This is a genomic window from Bradyrhizobium sp. HKCCYLRH3061, from assembly GCF_051168015.1.
In the GTDB taxonomy this organism is placed as follows: Bacteria; Pseudomonadota; Alphaproteobacteria; order Rhizobiales; family Xanthobacteraceae; genus Bradyrhizobium.
The window spans coordinates 44576-60822 of sequence record NZ_JBNPUE010000008.1 but is presented as its reverse complement, the minus strand read 5'-3'; the positions used below and the strand labels follow the sequence as shown (position 1 = coordinate 60822).

The following is a 16247-nucleotide window of genomic DNA, read 5'->3' as shown; positions in this document are numbered from 1 at the left end:
GTCTCTAGAGCTTCTCGGCCCCGGCGCGGAACATCCCGATCACGAGCTCGCTGACCCCATCGATCGCACGCCGCATCGTGGATCCCCTGCCCACCGCCTCCGCAGCATAGACAGGGGCCTCCATGGCGATATTGGGGCCGCGCCAGACCCTGACAACCCCGACCTTCTGCCCGGGCTCGATGGGAGCCCTGACCGGGCCACTGTAGATGATGCGGGCGATCAGCTTGTCGCCGCCATTCTTCTGCACCATGACCTTGACCGGCACCGGGCTCGACAGCTTGACCGAGCGGCTCTCGCCGCCGAACACCTTGGCGTAGCCGATCGGCTGCTCCGCCGCGAACAGGGTGCGGGTCTCGAAATTGCGGAAGCCCCATTCCAGCATCTTCTTGGCCTCGGTGGCGCGGTCCTCGGAATCCTCCAGGCCATTGACGACCACGATCAGTCGGGTGCCGTTCTGCACGGCCGAGCCGACCATGCCGTAGCCGCCTTCCTTGGTGTAGCCGGTCTTGAGCCCGTCGGCGCCTTCCATCGCGTTCAGCAGCGGGTTGCGGTTCTGCTGCCGGATCTTGTTCCAGGTGAATTCCTTCTCGCCGAAGATCTTATAGAACTCCGGGAAATCCAGGATGATGTGCCGGGCGAGCATGGCGAGCTCGCGCACCGTCATCTTGTTGCCGGGATCCGGCAGCCCGTTGGAATTGGCGAAGGTCGATCTGGTGAGGCCGAGCTCGCGCGCCCGCTTGGTCATGTAGTCGGCGGCGAAGATCTTCTCGTTGCCGGCCATGCCCTCGGCGAGCGCAATGCAGGCGTCGTTGCCGCTCTGGATGATCGCGCCGTGCAGGAGGTCGCTCACCGACACCTTGCTGTTGAGCGCGGCGAACATCGTCGAGGTGCCGGAGGGCGCCCCGCCCCGGCGCCAGGCGTTCTCGCTGATGCGGTATTCGTCGTTGAGCTTGATCGTGCCGTCCTTGACCGCGTTGAAGACCACCTCGGCAGTCATCAGCTTCATCATGCTGGAAGGCGCCCGCAGTTCGTCCGCATTCTTCTCGAACAGCACGCTGCCGCTGTTGGCCTCCACCAGGATCGCGGTCGGCGCATCGCCGTCGAAGCCGCCATCCTCCTTGCGCGCGCCCTGGACGCTCTGGTTGGCGGCGTAGAGCACGCCGCTCCAGCCGACGGCGAACGCCGCGGCCAAGGCGATGAGCGCACGCGTCACCCGTCCGGACGTGAAACCGGAGCGACGCGGCGGTAAGGTCATGACATTCATCGGCTAAGCTCTGGAGCGCACTGAGATTCTAGCAGTTGCGGGGGGTGCAAACAACTCGGCAATCCGCGGATCCGTCCGCCGTCCCGGGATTTGCACGGCTCATCGCGCGGTGCGATACGTCCAGGGCCGGCAATCACAAGTCGAGCACAACCAAGGGGGAAACGGTGTCATCGACGCGGACCATCAAGGCCAACGGAATCGAGCTGTTCGTGCGCGAACAGGGCGAAGGCCCGCTTGTCGTGCTGTGCCACGGCTGGCCCGAACTGTCCTATTCGTGGCGGCACCAGATCGTGGCGCTGGCCGAGGCCGGCTATCGGGTGGTCGCGCCCGACATGCGCGGGTTCGGCCGCTCGCAGGCGCCAGCAGACATCGCCGCCTACTCGATCTTCGACACCGTCGGCGACATGGTGGCACTGGTCGAGGCGCTCGGCGAGGACACCGCCGTCATCATCGGCCACGACTGGGGCGCGCCGGTGGCCTGGCATGCGGCGCTGTTCCGGCCGGACCTGTTCACGGCCGTCGCCGGACTGAGCGTGCCGCCGCCGCTTCGCGGCCGCGGCCGGCCGCTCGACACGCTCCGCGCCGGCGGCATCGAGAACTTCTACTGGCAGTATTTTCAGACGCCGGGCGTCGCCGAGGCCGAACTCGAGCGTGACGTCGCGCTGACGATGCGCACGATGCTGGCGCGTGGCTTCTCCGACCCGCAGTCGCTGTTCGTCGCGCCGGACAAGGGGTTTCTCGGCGACGTAACGCCCGATCTGCCTCTGCCGGCGTGGTTGAGCGAGGCAGATCTCGCCGAGTTCATCGCAGCCTATCGCACCTCCGGCTTTCGCGGCGGCCTGAACTGGTATCGCAACATCGACCGCAACTGGGAGCTGACCGCGCCCTGGCAGGACGCCCAGATCCGCCAGCCGTCGCTGTTCATCGCCGGCAGCGACGACGCGGTGGTGACCGGGCTGATCGGCGCCAAGCGCGTCCAGGACATGGCGCGCGTGCTGCCCGGTCTCCGGCGCAAGCTGATCATCGACGGCGCCGGCCACTGGATTCAGCAGGAACGCGCCGCCGAGGTGAACGCGGCGCTGATCGCGTTCCTGCGCGAGGTGGCTCCGGCTCGTTAGCGCGCGAGCGGCAGCTCCATCATGCGATGCGACGCTGTCGCGTTGTCCGCCACGTCGCGGAAGCCCAGTCGGACGTAGAACCTTATCGCGTCGTCATTCGTGGTTGCGACCGCGAGCGAAAGCACCGCGGCGCCCTGCTCCCGTGCGGCGGTGGCGACCGCCTGCATGATCTCGCGCCCGACACCCGCGTTGCGCGCGCCAGGCAGCAGCGCGAGATCCACCACGTGCCATTGTGACGCCGCGCGGTCGAGCAGCAGCCGCCCGACCGGCGCGGCGTCGCGGAGAATGATCAGCGACTGCGCCGCCGGACACTGCGCCGCATGGCTTGCGAGCTGGGCGCGATACTGCTGCGCCAGCACGAGATCGAGCATCGCCGGCGGCAGACCGGCCGCGGCGAGCTGCGCACCTTTGACGAAACCAAAGAGGTCACGCAGGAACGGCTCGTCGGCGGTCTCGGCCGGCCGCAGCCGCAAGCGAACGTCCGGTGAGACGACGTCGATCCCGAGCGTCACTCCGAGCCTGCTCGGCTCAGGAGTTGTTGAATGACGGGAAGATGCCCGCATAGCAGATGCACCAGATCAGCGCCTGGGTCGGCTGCATGTTGTCGTGCGGAATACTCTGCCCGTTCGGTGTGACCGCATTGACCGCCAGCGTCGTATTGCCCGGCGGCGCAAGGAACCCGTTGAAGCTGGGATCGATCGCCACGATGCCCACGCCCGTGCCTGGCCCTGGCGCGGCATTCGCGGCCGCCTTGCTGCCGAGCTGCAAGATATGGCTGTGCGCGGGCATCTCGGCCGTGGTCAGAAAGGCGGTGCTGGTCCCCATCGCCTCACCGATGACGCGCGGCTGTAGACCGGGGCCGTTGCCCTGCCCGTTGGTGATCGCGCCGCTCAGATTCGGCAGCGCGAAATTGGTGGTGCCGTTGCCGCCGTAATAGGTGCCGATCAGCGCGAACAACGGCGTATACCGCTGGATCGGAAGCAACTGGCCGAAGCACGGCAGCCACGCGCTGTTGAAGCCGTCGGCTGCAAAGGTGAACGGAAAGGCCTGGATTTCGCCGACGAAGGGGTCTGACACGACGTCTCTCCTGAGGAATGCGCAATAGAGCCGATCGAACGCGAAGGCGTCAGCCCGGCGACGGGAAGATGCCGTTGATGCAGATGCAGTAATTGCCGACGACGGTCGGCATGATGTTGTTGTGAGCGACGCCCTGCCCCGACGGCCCGACGCAGGCCGCCATCACTTCGTAGGTCCCGGCGTCAGCACTGGGCGCGTAGAGATTGCCCGCTGTCGCGGTTCCCAGGAGGGTACTGGTCCCCGGCTGTGCCGTGTCGGCGACGGTGGTCGACGCCAACAAAGCGTGGCTGTGCGTGGGCATCTCGGTCGTGATCAAGGTGTGCTCGTCCTCACCGTCCAGTTGCCCCAGCAGATAGGATGCGCCGCCGGGCGGCGTGCCCTGCCCGATCGGAACGCGGCCGCGCAGGTCCGGCAGATTGAAGGTCTGGACCCCGTCGCCACCAAACGTCGTCCCGATGACCGCATAGAGCGCATCATAGTTGGCGATGGACAATGCGCTTCCGTCGCAGGCCAGCCAGCCATCCGGTATGCGCGGAAAGCCGAACAGCCTGATCTCGCCGAGAAACGGGTCTGACATCCCGACATCCTTTCAAGTGCGGTGGGCGCCGCGAAGCGGGCGCGATGCGGCGGATTGCGACGATGGTGAGAAACGTGAGCGCCGAGCCGTCTCAGTTGCGCGAAGGGTAAACCCCATTCAGGGCGATCAGATAATTGATCACCAGATAGGGCTGCATGTTGTTGTGGGGCTGCCCGCCGCCGATATCGACGATGTTGGTGCTGAGCGACAGCGGCACCGCGTTCGTCCCAGCGGTGGTGAAGATCAGCTTGGGATTGTCTGGCGGGAGCTTGTTGGTCGCGAACACGTTGTTGGTCGCCGACGCTCCACGCCCAGTACCATCGTTGCTGGACGCCTGGATCTGGTGATTATGGGTCGGCATCTGCGCCGTCGTGAGCGTCACCGTGGTCTCGCCGCTGACCGTGCCAGCGGGAAACTGGCCGCTGCCGCCGGTCGAGCCGAGGATAGCCCGTCCGCGAAGATCAGGCAGTGCGAACGTCGTGACACCATTGCCGCCGTAATAGGTGCCGAGCAGGGAGAACAATGCCTGATTCGTCTGGATCGCCAACAGCGCACCGTTGCAGAACGCCCACCCCCTCGGTGGCTGGCTTCCAGCAAATGGCATGATTTGCCCGAGCACAGGCGTAAGCGGCATGCGTTGCCTCCAAATGATTTTGTGCAATTCAACGAAAAAAGAAAGCGTGTCACGACGAAACGCGGACAACCGACGCGTCCAGTATTCATCATGTGCAATTCGAAAGTGTCATGCATCCAACGGGAACAGTCAAGCATGAACCCGCAGGGGATGTGGGGCGTTTCGCGAGACCTGCCCCGAATCAGCACGCGGAGAGGTCGCAGTGTTGCGGGCGCGCAACTGGCCTCAAGAAAGGCCACGCGAATGCAGCGGTTCCGTGTATCACTGGCTTGCGGCACAGGGGAAACAAAGCTTAATCAACGGTAAGTTTTCGGTAATCTTTATTGCAGTCGCAAAATATTTGGGACCGCGGCCGGGGTCGACCCGCGGTCTCGGGGAAGCGCAGGGGCAAGGTGCACCTTTTCTCGGTCATGATTGGCGCGTGGAAGACGTCGTTCCAGCGATTTCTGACTCGCTGGTCGTCGGCCGTCAGCAACGTAAGAACGTTGGCGGTGACGACCTTTGTCGTTCTCGCGGCCATGGGCGCGTCGATCTCATCGGCGCAGGCGGTCTGCGATCTGACCGTCAATTCGACCACCGGGGCCACGATCACATTCAATTCCGTGTCACAGGTCTATCACCTGTGTCTCACCGTGGTTGGCACTCCCAACACCGGAGACGATGCCGTTGTCTACGGCTTGTACTCCGTATCCGGCACGAATGCGAACACCCAGCTGCCCATCGCCGGCACGAGCTCGAGTGCTTATTCCGACTACAGCCCGACGACGAGCAAAGCCAATTACACGCTGCATCCAAGCAGTGGAAACGACAATGGGCAGAGTGCGAATACTGGTCAGGCTCAGATCAACATCACTCTGAACAGCCTGACGGGCGGCGGCCAGGATACGATCACGCTGTTTTATGCGTCAGACTGTAGCGACTTTCTCGTAACCTGCTCAGGCTCCGGAACGGCGCTCACCTCTTGGACCATCACCGTCAACCTGCCCGGCCCCACCGCGACCCAGGCCATCGCGTCGAAAGCGCTGACCGTCAACACCGCGACGACCTCGTTCACGCCGGTCACCGGATCCGGCGGCACCGCGCCGCTCGGCTATGGCATCGTGCCGTCGCTGCCGACCGGTCTTTCGTTCAACACGTCCACGGGTGCGATCACCGGCACGCCCACGATCACCAGCACCGCGACCACCTATACGGTCACCGTCACCGATGCCAACAGCGCCACCGCCAGCAACACGTTCAGCCTGACGGTCAACGGCGCGGTCACGGCGACGCAGGCGGTCGCCTCGAAGACGCTGACGCAGAACCACGCGACGACCTCGTTCACACCGGTCACCGGCGGCGGCGGCACGACGCCCTACACCTTTAGCATCTTGCCGTCGCTGCCCTCCGGTCTCTCGCTCAATACGTCGACCGGCGCGATCACGGGCACGCCGACGGCCACGAGCGGATCGACGACGTACACGGTCACCGTCACGGACGCGAACAGCGCGACGGCCTCGAACACGTTCAGTCTCGCCGTCAATGCGGCCGTGACCGCGACCCAGTCGGTCGCATCGAAGATATTGACGCAGAATGCGGCTGCGACCTCCTTCACGCCCGTGACCGGCGGCAACGGCACCCCGCCGCTCACCTACGGCGTGTCGCCGGCGCTGCCCTCGGGCCTCACGCTCGACACCAACACCGGCGCGATCACTGGCACGCCGACCGTGAGCAGCGGTGCAACCACCTATACGGTCACCGTCACCGACGCCAACAGCGCCACGGCCAGCAATACCTTCAGCCTCACGGTGAATACCGCCGTTACCGCGACGCAGTCGGTGAGCTCGGCCACCGTCACCGTGAACACGGCCATCACGACATTCACGCCGGTCACCGGCGGCGGCGGCACGACGCCGCGGACCTATGCGATCGCGCCGACCTTGCCGACCGGTCTCAGCTTCAACACCAGCACCGGCCAGGTCAGCGGCACGCCGACCGTGACCAGCAGCACGACCACCTACACGGTGACCGTGACGGATGCCAACAACGGTACCGCCAGCAACACCTTCCAATTGACCGTCAACGGTCCGGTGAGCGCGACCCAGGCCATTGCGTCCAAGGCGCTGACACAGAATACAGCAGCGACCTCGTTCACGCCGGTCACCGGATCGGGCGGCACGCCGCCGCTCTCCTACTCCGTTGCACCCGCGCTGCCGACGGGCCTGACGCTCAACACCTCCACCGGCGCGATCACGGGCACGCCGACGGCGACCAGCGGCGCCACGACCTACACGGTCACGGTGACGGATGCCAACAGTGCCACGGCCAGCAACACGTTCAGCCTGACGGTGAACAGCGCGGTGACCGCAACGCAGGCCATCGCCTCTCGGACGTTTACCGCCAACCAGGCGATCACCGCCTTCACGCCGGTCACGGGCGGCGGCGGCACGGGCGCATTGTCTTATTCAATCTCGCCGAGTCTGCCCGCCGGGCTGAGCATCAACACTTCCACCGGCGCGATCTCGGGCACGCCCTCGACCAGCGCGGCGACGGCGACCTACACCGTGACCGTCACCGACACCAACAACGGGACCGCGACGAACACCTTCAGCCTGACCGTCAACGGCGCCGTCAGCGCGACGCAGTCGATTCCGGCGAAGTCCCTGACCGTCAATGTCGCCGCGACATCCTTCACCCCGGTGACCGGGGGCGGCGGCACCTCGCCGCTCACCTATGGCATCGCACCGGCGCTGCCCGCCGGCCTCAGCTTCAACACCTCGACGGGTGCCATCACGGGCACACCGACCGCGATCAGCACCGCCGCCACCTATACGGTCACGGTGAGCGACGCCAACAGCGCCAGCGCCAGCAACACGTTCAGCCTCACGATCAATGGCGCGGTGACCGCGACGCAGGCCATCGCGTCCAAAGGCCTGACCGTGAATACACCGGTGGCGTCCTTCACGCCGGTGACCGGCGCCGGGGGCACGTCGCCGCTGAGCTATGGCATCGCGCCGGCGCTGCCCGCGGGTCTCACCTTCAATACGTCCTCGGGCGCGATCACCGGCACGCCGACCGCGACCAGCGGCGCCACCACCTATACGGTCACGGTGACCGACGCCAACAGTGCCACGGCGACCAATACGTTCAGCCTGGCGGTCAACGGCGCCGTCAGCGCGACGCAGGCGATCGCCGCGACGACGCTGACCGCGAACCACGCCGTCACGCCGTTCACGCCGGTCACGGGCGGCGGCGGCACCGCGCCGCTCACCTATTCCGTCGCGCCGACGCTCCCGGCCGGACTGTCTCTCAATACGGCCAACGGCAGCATTTCCGGAACGCCCACGGTGACCATTGCCGCAACGACCTTCACCGTGACCGTGACCGACGCCGCCAACGCGACCGCGACCAACACATTCAGCCTGACCATCAATGGCGCGGTGACGGCGACGACGGTGGTGCCGTCGAGCGCGCTGCCGATCAACCAAGCGGTGACGCCGTTCACGCCGGTAGCCGGCTCGGGTGGCACGGGTGCGCTGGTCTTCGCCGTTTCGCCGGCCCTGCCCGCCGGCCTCAGCTTCAACACCAGCAATGGCCAGATCACCGGCACGCCGACGGCGCCGGCGGCAATGACCACGTATACCGTGACCGTGACCGACACCAACAGTGCCTCGGCCAATGCCACCTTCAATCTGTCGGTAGGCCAGCTGGTCACGACCGTCGCGCTGACCTCGTCGCAGAATCCGAGCCAGTTCGGCCAGCCCGTGACGTTCACGGCCACCGTTTCAGCGTCGGGCGGCACGCCGACCGGCACGGTCACCTTCAACGACAACGGCTCGCCGATCGGCACGGTGACACTGGCTGGAGGCGTCGCGACCTTCGCCACCTCAACGCTCGCCGTCGGCAGCCACACGGTCACCGCAAGCTATGCCGGCAGCGCGCTGTTTACCGCGAGCACATCGCCTGCCCTCGCCCAGACCGTCAACGTGCCCGTCGACAGTGTGCGGCTGCGCTCGCTGCAGCAGACGGTCAGCAAGCTGGTGGCGCAGAACTCGGGACAGGCGATCTCCGGCGCGATCGATGACGCGATTGCCGACGGCTTCAGTGATGGCGGTCCGTTCATGTCGCCGGGCAACATGCGCATGCGCTTCAACTTCTCAGCCGATCCACGCGACCAGGACGAGCCGGCGCCGACCTCGGACCGTGCCGCGGCCGGCGGGAGCGACGCCTATTCCTCCATGCTGCCCGGCCGGGAGCCGCCGCGAGGCCGCAGCCGCGGGCGGATCGATGATGCCTTCGCGTCCATCGATCGGGGCGACAAGAGGCAGGCTGCGCCAAAATGGCACGAGCAGAAGGAGTGGCTGCTGTGGGCTGATGTCCGCGGCACCGGCGTCGATCGCTTCGGCACGACCAACAACGGCGGCATCACCCAGGCCAACCAGGTCTCGCTGTACGGCCAGCAGCTCAACGCGATGATGGGGCTGACCTACCGGGCGACGCCGAGCTTCCTGGTCGGCGTGCTCGGCGGCTACGAGACGTTCAGCTACACCCAGCAGGAGATTAACGGAAAGCTGAAGGGCGACGGCTGGACCACCGGCGCCTATCTCGGCTGGAAGATCGTCCCCACCCTGCGCTTCGATGCCGCCGTCGCCTATTCCGGCATCGGCTATGACGGGACCGCGGGGACGGCCCAAGGCAACTTCAGCGGCCAGCGCTGGATGCTGTCGACCGGTCTGACCGGAACCTACAAATTGGCTGGCGTGGTGCTCGAGCCCTCGACCAAGATCTACGCGCTGTGGGAGCACCAGAACGCCTATACCGACTCGCTGGGCACGCGGCAGGGCACCAACGACTTCGCCAGCGGCCGCGCCTCGGGCGGCCTGCGTGCCGCCTACCCTGTCGCCTGGCTCGACAGCGGCGTTCTGCTGACGCCGTTCCTCGGCATGTATGGCGACTACTACTTCAACAAGGAGGACGCCAACACGCTCGCCGCCGGCGCGCTCGCCTCGACGCCGCTGCTGCAGGGCTGGTCGGCCCGGTTCACCGGCGGGCTCGGCATCCAGACGGAGGGTGGTGCCGGCGTCGGCCTCGGTGCCGAGTATGGCGGGATCGGCGGCAACACCCGGGTCTGGACCTTCTCGGCCAGGGCGCGCGTGCCATTCACCGCCCGATAGGCCCCTCCCGGCAGGACTTTTCCCAACAGGACTTTTCGCAACAGGTCTTTTCGCAAAAGGTCTTGGCGGCTCGGTCGAATCGAAACCGCCCCGGCGAGGGACGGCTGGTTCGACGTGCGAGATCGTATTCCGTGAGCGTATTGCGTGATCAGTACAGGCCGCGGCCGCCGAGGATCTCGCGGGCCTCATCCGCGCCGTCGTATGCGCTGGTCGGCGTCACGTAACGGCCGGCCTGATCGTAGGACACGGCACGCGGATTATCGAGGCTGCGTCCGCGGCTCCGGCTGGAAGCCGACATCTCCGACGTCGCCGCGACCGACGCCAGGTCGGCGGAGGTGTTGCCGAGTGTGTAGGGACGCCCCTCGGGCAGCGGGACTTCGCCGCGAATCGGACGACCTGCGCCAATCTCGGGAACGAACGGCTTGGCGGAGGCGACACGGACCAGGGACGGCGCCGGCGCCGGGATGCCGGTGCGCAGGGTCGCCATCAGCTGGGTATCGTCGGACCCTTCGAGAGGCGCACGGCCGACATATTCGACGCGGACGCGGGCGATGCCGCTGCCCTTGAACTCGAGCAGATCGGCGGCCTTGTTGGAGACGTCGATCAGCCGGTTGCCGTGGTACGGGCCGCGATCGTTGATGCGGACGATGAGCGATTTGCCGTTGGCGAGATTGGTGACGCGGGCGTAGCTCGGCAGCGGCAGGGTCGGATGGGCGGCCGTCAGCGACGTCATGTCGAAGACCTCGCCATTGGCGGTCAACCGGCCGTGAAAATCATCGCCATACCAGGAGGCCAAGCCCTCGGCGCGGTAGTTGGTGTCCTCTTCGGGAACATAGGTCTTCCCGGCCACGGTATAGGGCTTGCCCACGCGGTAGACGCCGCCGCCCTTCGGCACCGGCTCGCCGAATCCGACGACGCGCGGGCTCGACGATACGCCGTATTTCGGATCGACCTTGCTGGCGAACTTGTTGGACGAGGCGCAGTTCGCGACCATCAGGCAGGCGAGGACGGCAACGGCACTGCGCACCGCTCTCTCGACCGGATCTGTTTGACCAATCCCCATCGACCCCAATTACCAATGAGCCGGTCGCAGCCGAGCCATCCCATCAGGCCCCCGCGTCCCGGCTTGTCCCCGAGTCGCATCCCCGCAACTCAATACACAAGGATAACGCAACCCGAACACGGCGGAAATGGGGTGGGCCCCGCCGTGGTTAACCGGAGCTTTCCAGCGGTTGTGACGCGGACCATGGCCGCCCAGGCGTGCACTCCGCTGCGCCACTGTGTTGCGAGTGCACCTTTTTGGACACATATGTTGCGTGAAATCCTCACCTGGGAGTGTTCTCATTTCGCGGGACCTGAATCATTTTGACTGTGCGGGGCTGCACGTCGTTTGCTTCACGTGGGGCGCAACAGGGTGTGTTCGCTATGATCGAAGCAATGACGGCAGTGATGGGCTTGGTTGGCGCCGGGATCTTCCTTGCTCATGCGTTTGAAGGGGTCCGCTCGCGGGCCTGATTCCGGACGGATCGGACAGCCGACGCCATGGTCGGCTCTCGTCCGTTTCAATGTTTGCGTCCGCTTCAATAACGACACTTCAGGAGCATCCCTGAAGCCGGAAGTTTCGACCAGAAGATCATCCAGACCGTTCGTCGCCCGGCCCTTGGTTTTCTCCGGCCGGTGTGAGATCGGACCGGTAGCGCAGCCGCAGCAGGTGGCCCATGCGACACCAAGATCTACGACATCAAGCGTTGCGACATCAGGACTTGCTCTCGGGCAGCTTTCTCGCCCTGGCAGCGCTGAGCACCGCAGTCTTGTGCTCCGGCCTGATGGCCTTTGCGCTCAGGTGAGCGTGGGCTTTGAGCTGAGGCCGTCCTGGCAGGCGTGAATGCGCCGTTGACGAGCCGCAAGCCCGCACCCTAAACAAGGATCGCGTCGATCTCGCGCCCCCGTGGCGTGGACGCGGCCGACGTCCCGGAGACAACGCCGGATGGAAGGGTGGCCGAGTGGTTTAAGGCACCGGTCTTGAAAACCGGCGTGCCCGCAAGGGTACCGTGGGTTCGAATCCCACCCCTTCCGCCATTCCCGTATTTGCTGGCAGCAAACTGCAGGCAGCCGGATTCGCCCGGCGATGCACTGTTCCATACTGGCAGACGCGAGAGGCTGAGAAATCCGGCCGCTGAGGCGTTGAGCCTGCCCGCAGGGTCGCGCGCGCCCCCCCCCCCCCGATCAGTGGCTGACGTGCGCGCCGTTGATCGCTCGCGGCGCACCGTGAACGTCGGCAGCTTCCGGCGGCACGCCGACCCGCTCCATCAGTTCGCGAACGTCGCGGATGCGGCTGTCGAGAAGGCCGTGCACCTCGGTCAGCGTCCAGCGCAGCTCATCCACCGCGCCAGGTGCTGCGTCGGGAAAATGCGAGAGATGATAGATCATCTCGTTGAGCACCTGCCGCAGCCCGTACAGGTCGTCGTGGGCGAGCTTCTGGACGTCGAGCTGGCCGAGCAGCCGCTGCACGAAGCTGCGGCGATCGGGCGGCACATGGCGCAGATCGACGAACCGGTTGACGTGGAAGGCGCGCGGCGCCTCGGCGCTGCCGGCCGCGTGGGCCAGCGCGAGGCGCACGCTGTCCGCGTTGAGGTCCTCGGTATCGACGGAGAGCGTGTTCGGGAACAGGCTCTTGTGCCGTTCGATCAAGGCGTGGGTCTTGTCGTAGTACCAGCCGAACTTGTCGGCCAGCGACAGATCCATCCATTGCTGCTTCGACATCTCTCCGAAGTGGACAGCGGTCGGACGCTTGCGCTGCGCGGCCGGCGAGTCGGCGTAGTAGAGGTGGTTCTGCGGCGACAGCGCCGCATTCTCAACCAGGCTTGCGATGCACGCCGCCCGGTCGCGCCGGCGCAGATGCACCAGCGTGACCTGGTCGCCGAGGAGCTCGGCGATGATCGGCAGCACGGCCGCATAACCGTTGCCGACGACGCAGGCATGGGGGCAATCGAGGATCGTCTGACGAATCTGATCCGCGAAGCTGGGATCGTTGGTTTCCTTGAGCTGGCAGAACAGCTCATTGAGCTCGCTCGACGCCCATTCGTGCACGGCCCTGTCGCCGTTGCCCTGGTTGTCGAACACCTCCTGCATCATCCGCGCCAGCGACGTCGTGCCGTCCCGGCCGGTGCCGACGCACAGCACCCGCAGCGCGGAAGGCGGAGAATTCCTCAAGGCCACGTCACGGCGATTGCCGGAGGGGCGCGTCGCTCCATTGTCCGAGACCACGGCCGGACGCTGGCGCGTCAGCCGGCGAAGCTCCGCGGATGCCGCCTCCCACTCCAGCCTGTAGCCGTCGCGCTCGTCGCGCAGGCGGCCCATGATCACGCCCCTCTCTTCGGTGATGCGCCTGTACCGCTCGGACTCATCCTTCGCGGCGATCAGCTCCGCTTGCAGCGCATCGACGAAGCGTTTCACATCCTCATCGAGGCGGCTTTCGGTGCTGGCGGTGCCAATCCCCAACCGGCCCTCGATCCATCGGCGCAGTCGCACTCTCGACAACAATCATCCTCCAAGATATCGAGCCGAACGGCCTGCTGATCGTCTGCCGTGCGATCGCTGCTGCGAATCAGCACGCCTGCGAAGACCGCCCTGCCGGCTCCGGCTCTCTACGTAATACAATTGCAATGTACATCAAAATGCGTCGCAGTTCGGTTGCAGAAGCAGCGCTGGTGGACCGGGACGTTGCGCGAGCACCCCGCTCGTGCTCGATAAATGTGCACGCCGCTGGAGCCTGCTTTCTCCCGGTCAGGCCGTCAACGCGACCAATCGTCATTTTTAGAGTATTTAAATACCGTAGCGCGGGCGGCCGCGGTGATCATGCGTCACGGCATGCCGCAGGCGCCGCTGCTGCCGCCGGACACAGACAGCCGCGGCGACGCCAACTCCGTCGAGCTAGTCCAGTCCGCGCTCGCGACTGAGCCGCACCATCTCGTCGATGAAGATCTGCTTCTGCCTGTCGTCGAGGCTGGTGAAGAGCGGCTCCGACGCGTCGGCCACGGCGCGCTGGTCGGCGGCGCGGTCGACCAGGAACTGAGCCTCGTTGCGCATCTGCTCGACGATGTCATCCGGCGGGTCGCGCTTCGACCGCGCGATGCGCAGATCGAGCCTGTCAGCGCCGTTGCGGCCGAGCGCGTGCATCGCATTGGCGAACGGACCCCAGTTCTTCGCCTGCTCTTCCGTCAGGTTCAGCCCGGTCTTCAGCCGCTCGACATTGCTGTCGCTGTTGGCGACGATCTGTTCGGCCGTGAGTTGCGGGGCGCCTGGCTGCGTCAGCATCGGCGTCGCCTTGGCGACCTTGCTCGTCTTCGCCGCCTTGGAAGGCTTCGCCTTCCTGGCCTCGGCCGGCGGTGCCGCGGGCTGCGCACTCTGCTGGTCGTTGTTGCCGGTGAACGCCCCGGTCACGCCGGTGACCACGCCGACGACACCGCCGATCGCGCCACCGAGCACACCGCCGACCGGGCCTGCTGCCTTGTTGCCTTCGCGCGCGCCCTGCTCGACGCCCTTGAACAGGCCCTGCGCGGCAGGCTGACGCGGTAGGCCCACGAGGCCGACGAGGCCCACTGACACTCCTATTGCGATGCATCCGAAAGACCGGCGCCAGATGCCGGCGGGGCTCGTCACCATCAGTTCATGCTCCGTGCAACACGTCCGACCGTCTCGCGACTTGCCGGTCGTGACGGCCATGATTCCAACGAATTCTATCGTTGCCGCACCGCGCAAGTCCATCTGTCGCACGCAGTGCGATGCATCCAACGCGTCCAGCTACATCGATTCCTGTTCTGCCGTGACGCGCTTTGCGCTGCAGCGCTCATCGTTGCGATGCAATCAGTTGCGAGACCTGCGACGATTGTGCCCGCCATTAGTTCTAGGATTCGCCCCACCTGCTTTCTCGACAGCCGCTCGCAATTCTGCTCTGATTGCACCCAAGCGAAATCCATGCGTCGCATGACGCGACGCAACAACTAACAAATCGGATTCGCACCCAAACGCTTGGCTCACCAGGGAGGGAACGCCATGTCACGGAGGAAGCTGAACCGCCGACAATTCGTTGCTGCGACCGCTGCCACCTCGGCGGTCATGATTGCCGCGCCCTATGTGCGCGGCGCCTACGCCGCCGGCAAGCTCTCGATGGGATTCTGGGACCATTGGGTTCCCGGCGCCAATCAGGCTTCGACCGATCTCGTCAACGAATGGGCTGCCAAGGAGAAGGTCGAGGTCCAGATCGACTACATCACCAGCCAGGGCAAGAAGCTCGAGCTCACCATCGCTGCCGAGGCGGCGGCCGGTTCGGGCCACGACATTCTCGCCCATCCCACCTGGTGGCCGCAGGCCTATGCCAATCAGCTCGAGCCCGTCAACGACATCATGGAGCCGATCGTCAAGGAGAATGGCTCCGTCAACGGCACCGTCAAATATCTCGGCCAGGCTGGCGGCAAATGGCTCGCGGTGCCGGCCTGCGTCGGCAGCCAGATCAAGGGCCCTTGCACCCGTATCGATCTGATGAAGAAGCACGCAGGGATCGACGTGCAGGAATTGTATCCCGCCGGCAGCCCGCCGAAGGCCGACAGTTGGACCACCGAGACGTTCCTGAAGGCGGCGGAGGCATGTCACAAGGCCGGCGTGCCGTTCGGCATCGGTCTCGGCGAGACGACCGACAGCGTCGATTCCGCCGGCGCTTTCTTCCAGGCGTTCGGCGCCGATCTCGTCAACGCCAAGGGTGACGTGACGGTCAAGACCGATGAAGTCCGTCAGGCGCTGGAGTTCTACAAGCGGCTGATTGCCGTGCTGCCGCCCGACGTCGCGGCGTGGGACGACGCGTCCAACAACAAATGGCTGGTGTCCGGCAAGGGCGCGATGATCATGAATCCGCCGAGCGCCTGGGCGGTCGCCAAGCGCGATGCGCCGCAGGTCGCCGAGCAATGCTGGACGCACGGGTTCCCGGCGGGTCCGAAGGGACGCTTCGCACCCTTCCTGCCGTACTTCTGGGGCATCTGGGCGTTCTCGAAGAACAAGGAAGCGGCCAAGAGCCTGATCGTCCACCTCTCGAAACCGTCTTCGATCGAAAAGATGGTGGTGGCCAGCGGCGGCTACGACCTGCCGGCCTACGAGAAGCTGACGACGCTGAAGGTGTGGGCCGAGGCGGCGCCGCCAAAGGGGACGCTGTTTCACTATCCCAACCCCTATAATCACCAGACGCTGTCGATCGCAGCCTCCCCTGCTCCGCCCAAGATCGCGCAGCAGATCTATGCACAGGCGACGATGACCAAGATGTGCCTGCGCTACGCCCAGGGCGAGAAGATGGAATCGACCCTCGCCTGGGCCGAAGGCGAGTGCGAAGGCTTCATGCGCAGCTGAGGCATGCTCGAAGCAACGCAGGCGGTCC

General features: G+C 65.7%; 11 protein-coding genes and 1 tRNA gene. 4 read left to right on the top strand and 8 right to left on the bottom strand.

Annotated features, from left to right (window positions below; all coding sequences use genetic code 11):
• Positions 1-4: 4 nt before the first annotated feature.
• On the bottom strand, positions 5-1264 hold the full coding sequence (locus ACQR2C_RS15180) for a D-alanyl-D-alanine carboxypeptidase family protein (RefSeq protein ID WP_316178747.1): 1260 nt from the start codon (positions 1262-1264) through the stop codon (positions 5-7).
• A 164-nt stretch (positions 1265-1428) separates the two neighbouring features.
• Between ACQR2C_RS15180 and ACQR2C_RS15175 the strand changes: the two genes are divergently transcribed.
• Positions 1429-2382, top strand: a complete 954-nt coding sequence (locus ACQR2C_RS15175) for an alpha/beta fold hydrolase (protein WP_434881522.1) — start codon at positions 1429-1431, stop codon at positions 2380-2382.
• Here the strand turns inward: ACQR2C_RS15175 and ACQR2C_RS15170 are convergent.
• The 4 genes from ACQR2C_RS15170 to ACQR2C_RS15155 form a co-directional block, all read right to left on the bottom strand.
• Positions 2379-2894, bottom strand: a complete 516-nt coding sequence (locus tag ACQR2C_RS15170) for a GNAT family N-acetyltransferase (protein ID WP_316215807.1) — start codon at positions 2892-2894, stop codon at positions 2379-2381. The two genes, ACQR2C_RS15175 and ACQR2C_RS15170, sit on opposite strands and share 4 nt — an antisense overlap.
• A gap of 16 nt (positions 2895-2910) precedes the next feature.
• Positions 2911-3459 (bottom strand): phage tail protein, encoded by a 549-nt coding sequence (locus tag ACQR2C_RS15165; protein ID WP_434881521.1) that lies wholly within the window; start codon positions 3457-3459, stop codon positions 2911-2913.
• Positions 3460-3508: 49 nt separating this feature from the next.
• Positions 3509-4036 carry a phage tail protein gene (locus tag ACQR2C_RS15160; protein ID WP_316178755.1) on the bottom strand — a complete coding sequence of 176 codons (528 nt, stop codon included), beginning with the start codon at positions 4034-4036 and terminating at the stop codon, positions 3509-3511.
• Positions 4037-4127: 91 nt separating this feature from the next.
• The gene (locus ACQR2C_RS15155) at positions 4128-4670 is read right to left on the bottom strand and encodes a phage tail protein (protein WP_316236490.1); all 543 of its coding nucleotides are present in this window, start codon (positions 4668-4670) and stop codon (positions 4128-4130) included.
• 491 nt (positions 4671-5161) lie between these two features.
• On the opposite strand from ACQR2C_RS15155, the gene ACQR2C_RS15150 reads away from it, so the two are divergent.
• A complete protein-coding gene (locus ACQR2C_RS15150) occupies positions 5162-9823 on the top strand; it encodes a putative Ig domain-containing protein (RefSeq protein WP_434881520.1) in 4662 nt (1553 codons plus the stop codon).
• Between the two features lie 148 nt (positions 9824-9971).
• On the opposite strand, the gene ACQR2C_RS15145 is transcribed toward ACQR2C_RS15150, so the two are convergent.
• Positions 9972-10886, bottom strand: coding sequence for a septal ring lytic transglycosylase RlpA family protein (locus tag ACQR2C_RS15145; RefSeq protein ID WP_315799985.1), 915 nt, complete (start codon positions 10884-10886; stop codon positions 9972-9974).
• 926 nt (positions 10887-11812) lie between these two features.
• On the opposite strand from ACQR2C_RS15145, the gene ACQR2C_RS15140 reads away from it, so the two are divergent.
• A tRNA-Ser gene (locus tag ACQR2C_RS15140) sits at positions 11813-11902 on the top strand.
• Positions 11903-12049: 147 nt separating this feature from the next.
• Here the strand turns inward: ACQR2C_RS15140 and ACQR2C_RS15135 are convergent.
• Both ACQR2C_RS15135 and ACQR2C_RS15130 read right to left on the bottom strand, forming a co-directional pair.
• Positions 12050-13324: a hypothetical protein gene (locus tag ACQR2C_RS15135; protein ID WP_434881519.1), complete on the bottom strand. Its 1275-nt coding sequence runs from the start codon at positions 13322-13324 to the stop codon at positions 12050-12052.
• Between the two features lie 432 nt (positions 13325-13756).
• The gene (locus ACQR2C_RS15130; protein ID WP_410051398.1) at positions 13757-14488 is read right to left on the bottom strand and encodes a Spy/CpxP family protein refolding chaperone; all 732 of its coding nucleotides are present in this window, start codon (positions 14486-14488) and stop codon (positions 13757-13759) included.
• Positions 14489-14878: 390 nt separating this feature from the next.
• Here ACQR2C_RS15130 and ACQR2C_RS15125 point away from each other — a divergent pair, with 390 nt between their 5' ends.
• Positions 14879-16219, top strand: a complete 1341-nt coding sequence (locus tag ACQR2C_RS15125) for an ABC transporter substrate-binding protein (protein WP_315799987.1) — start codon at positions 14879-14881, stop codon at positions 16217-16219.
• Positions 16220-16247: the final 28 nt, after the last annotated feature.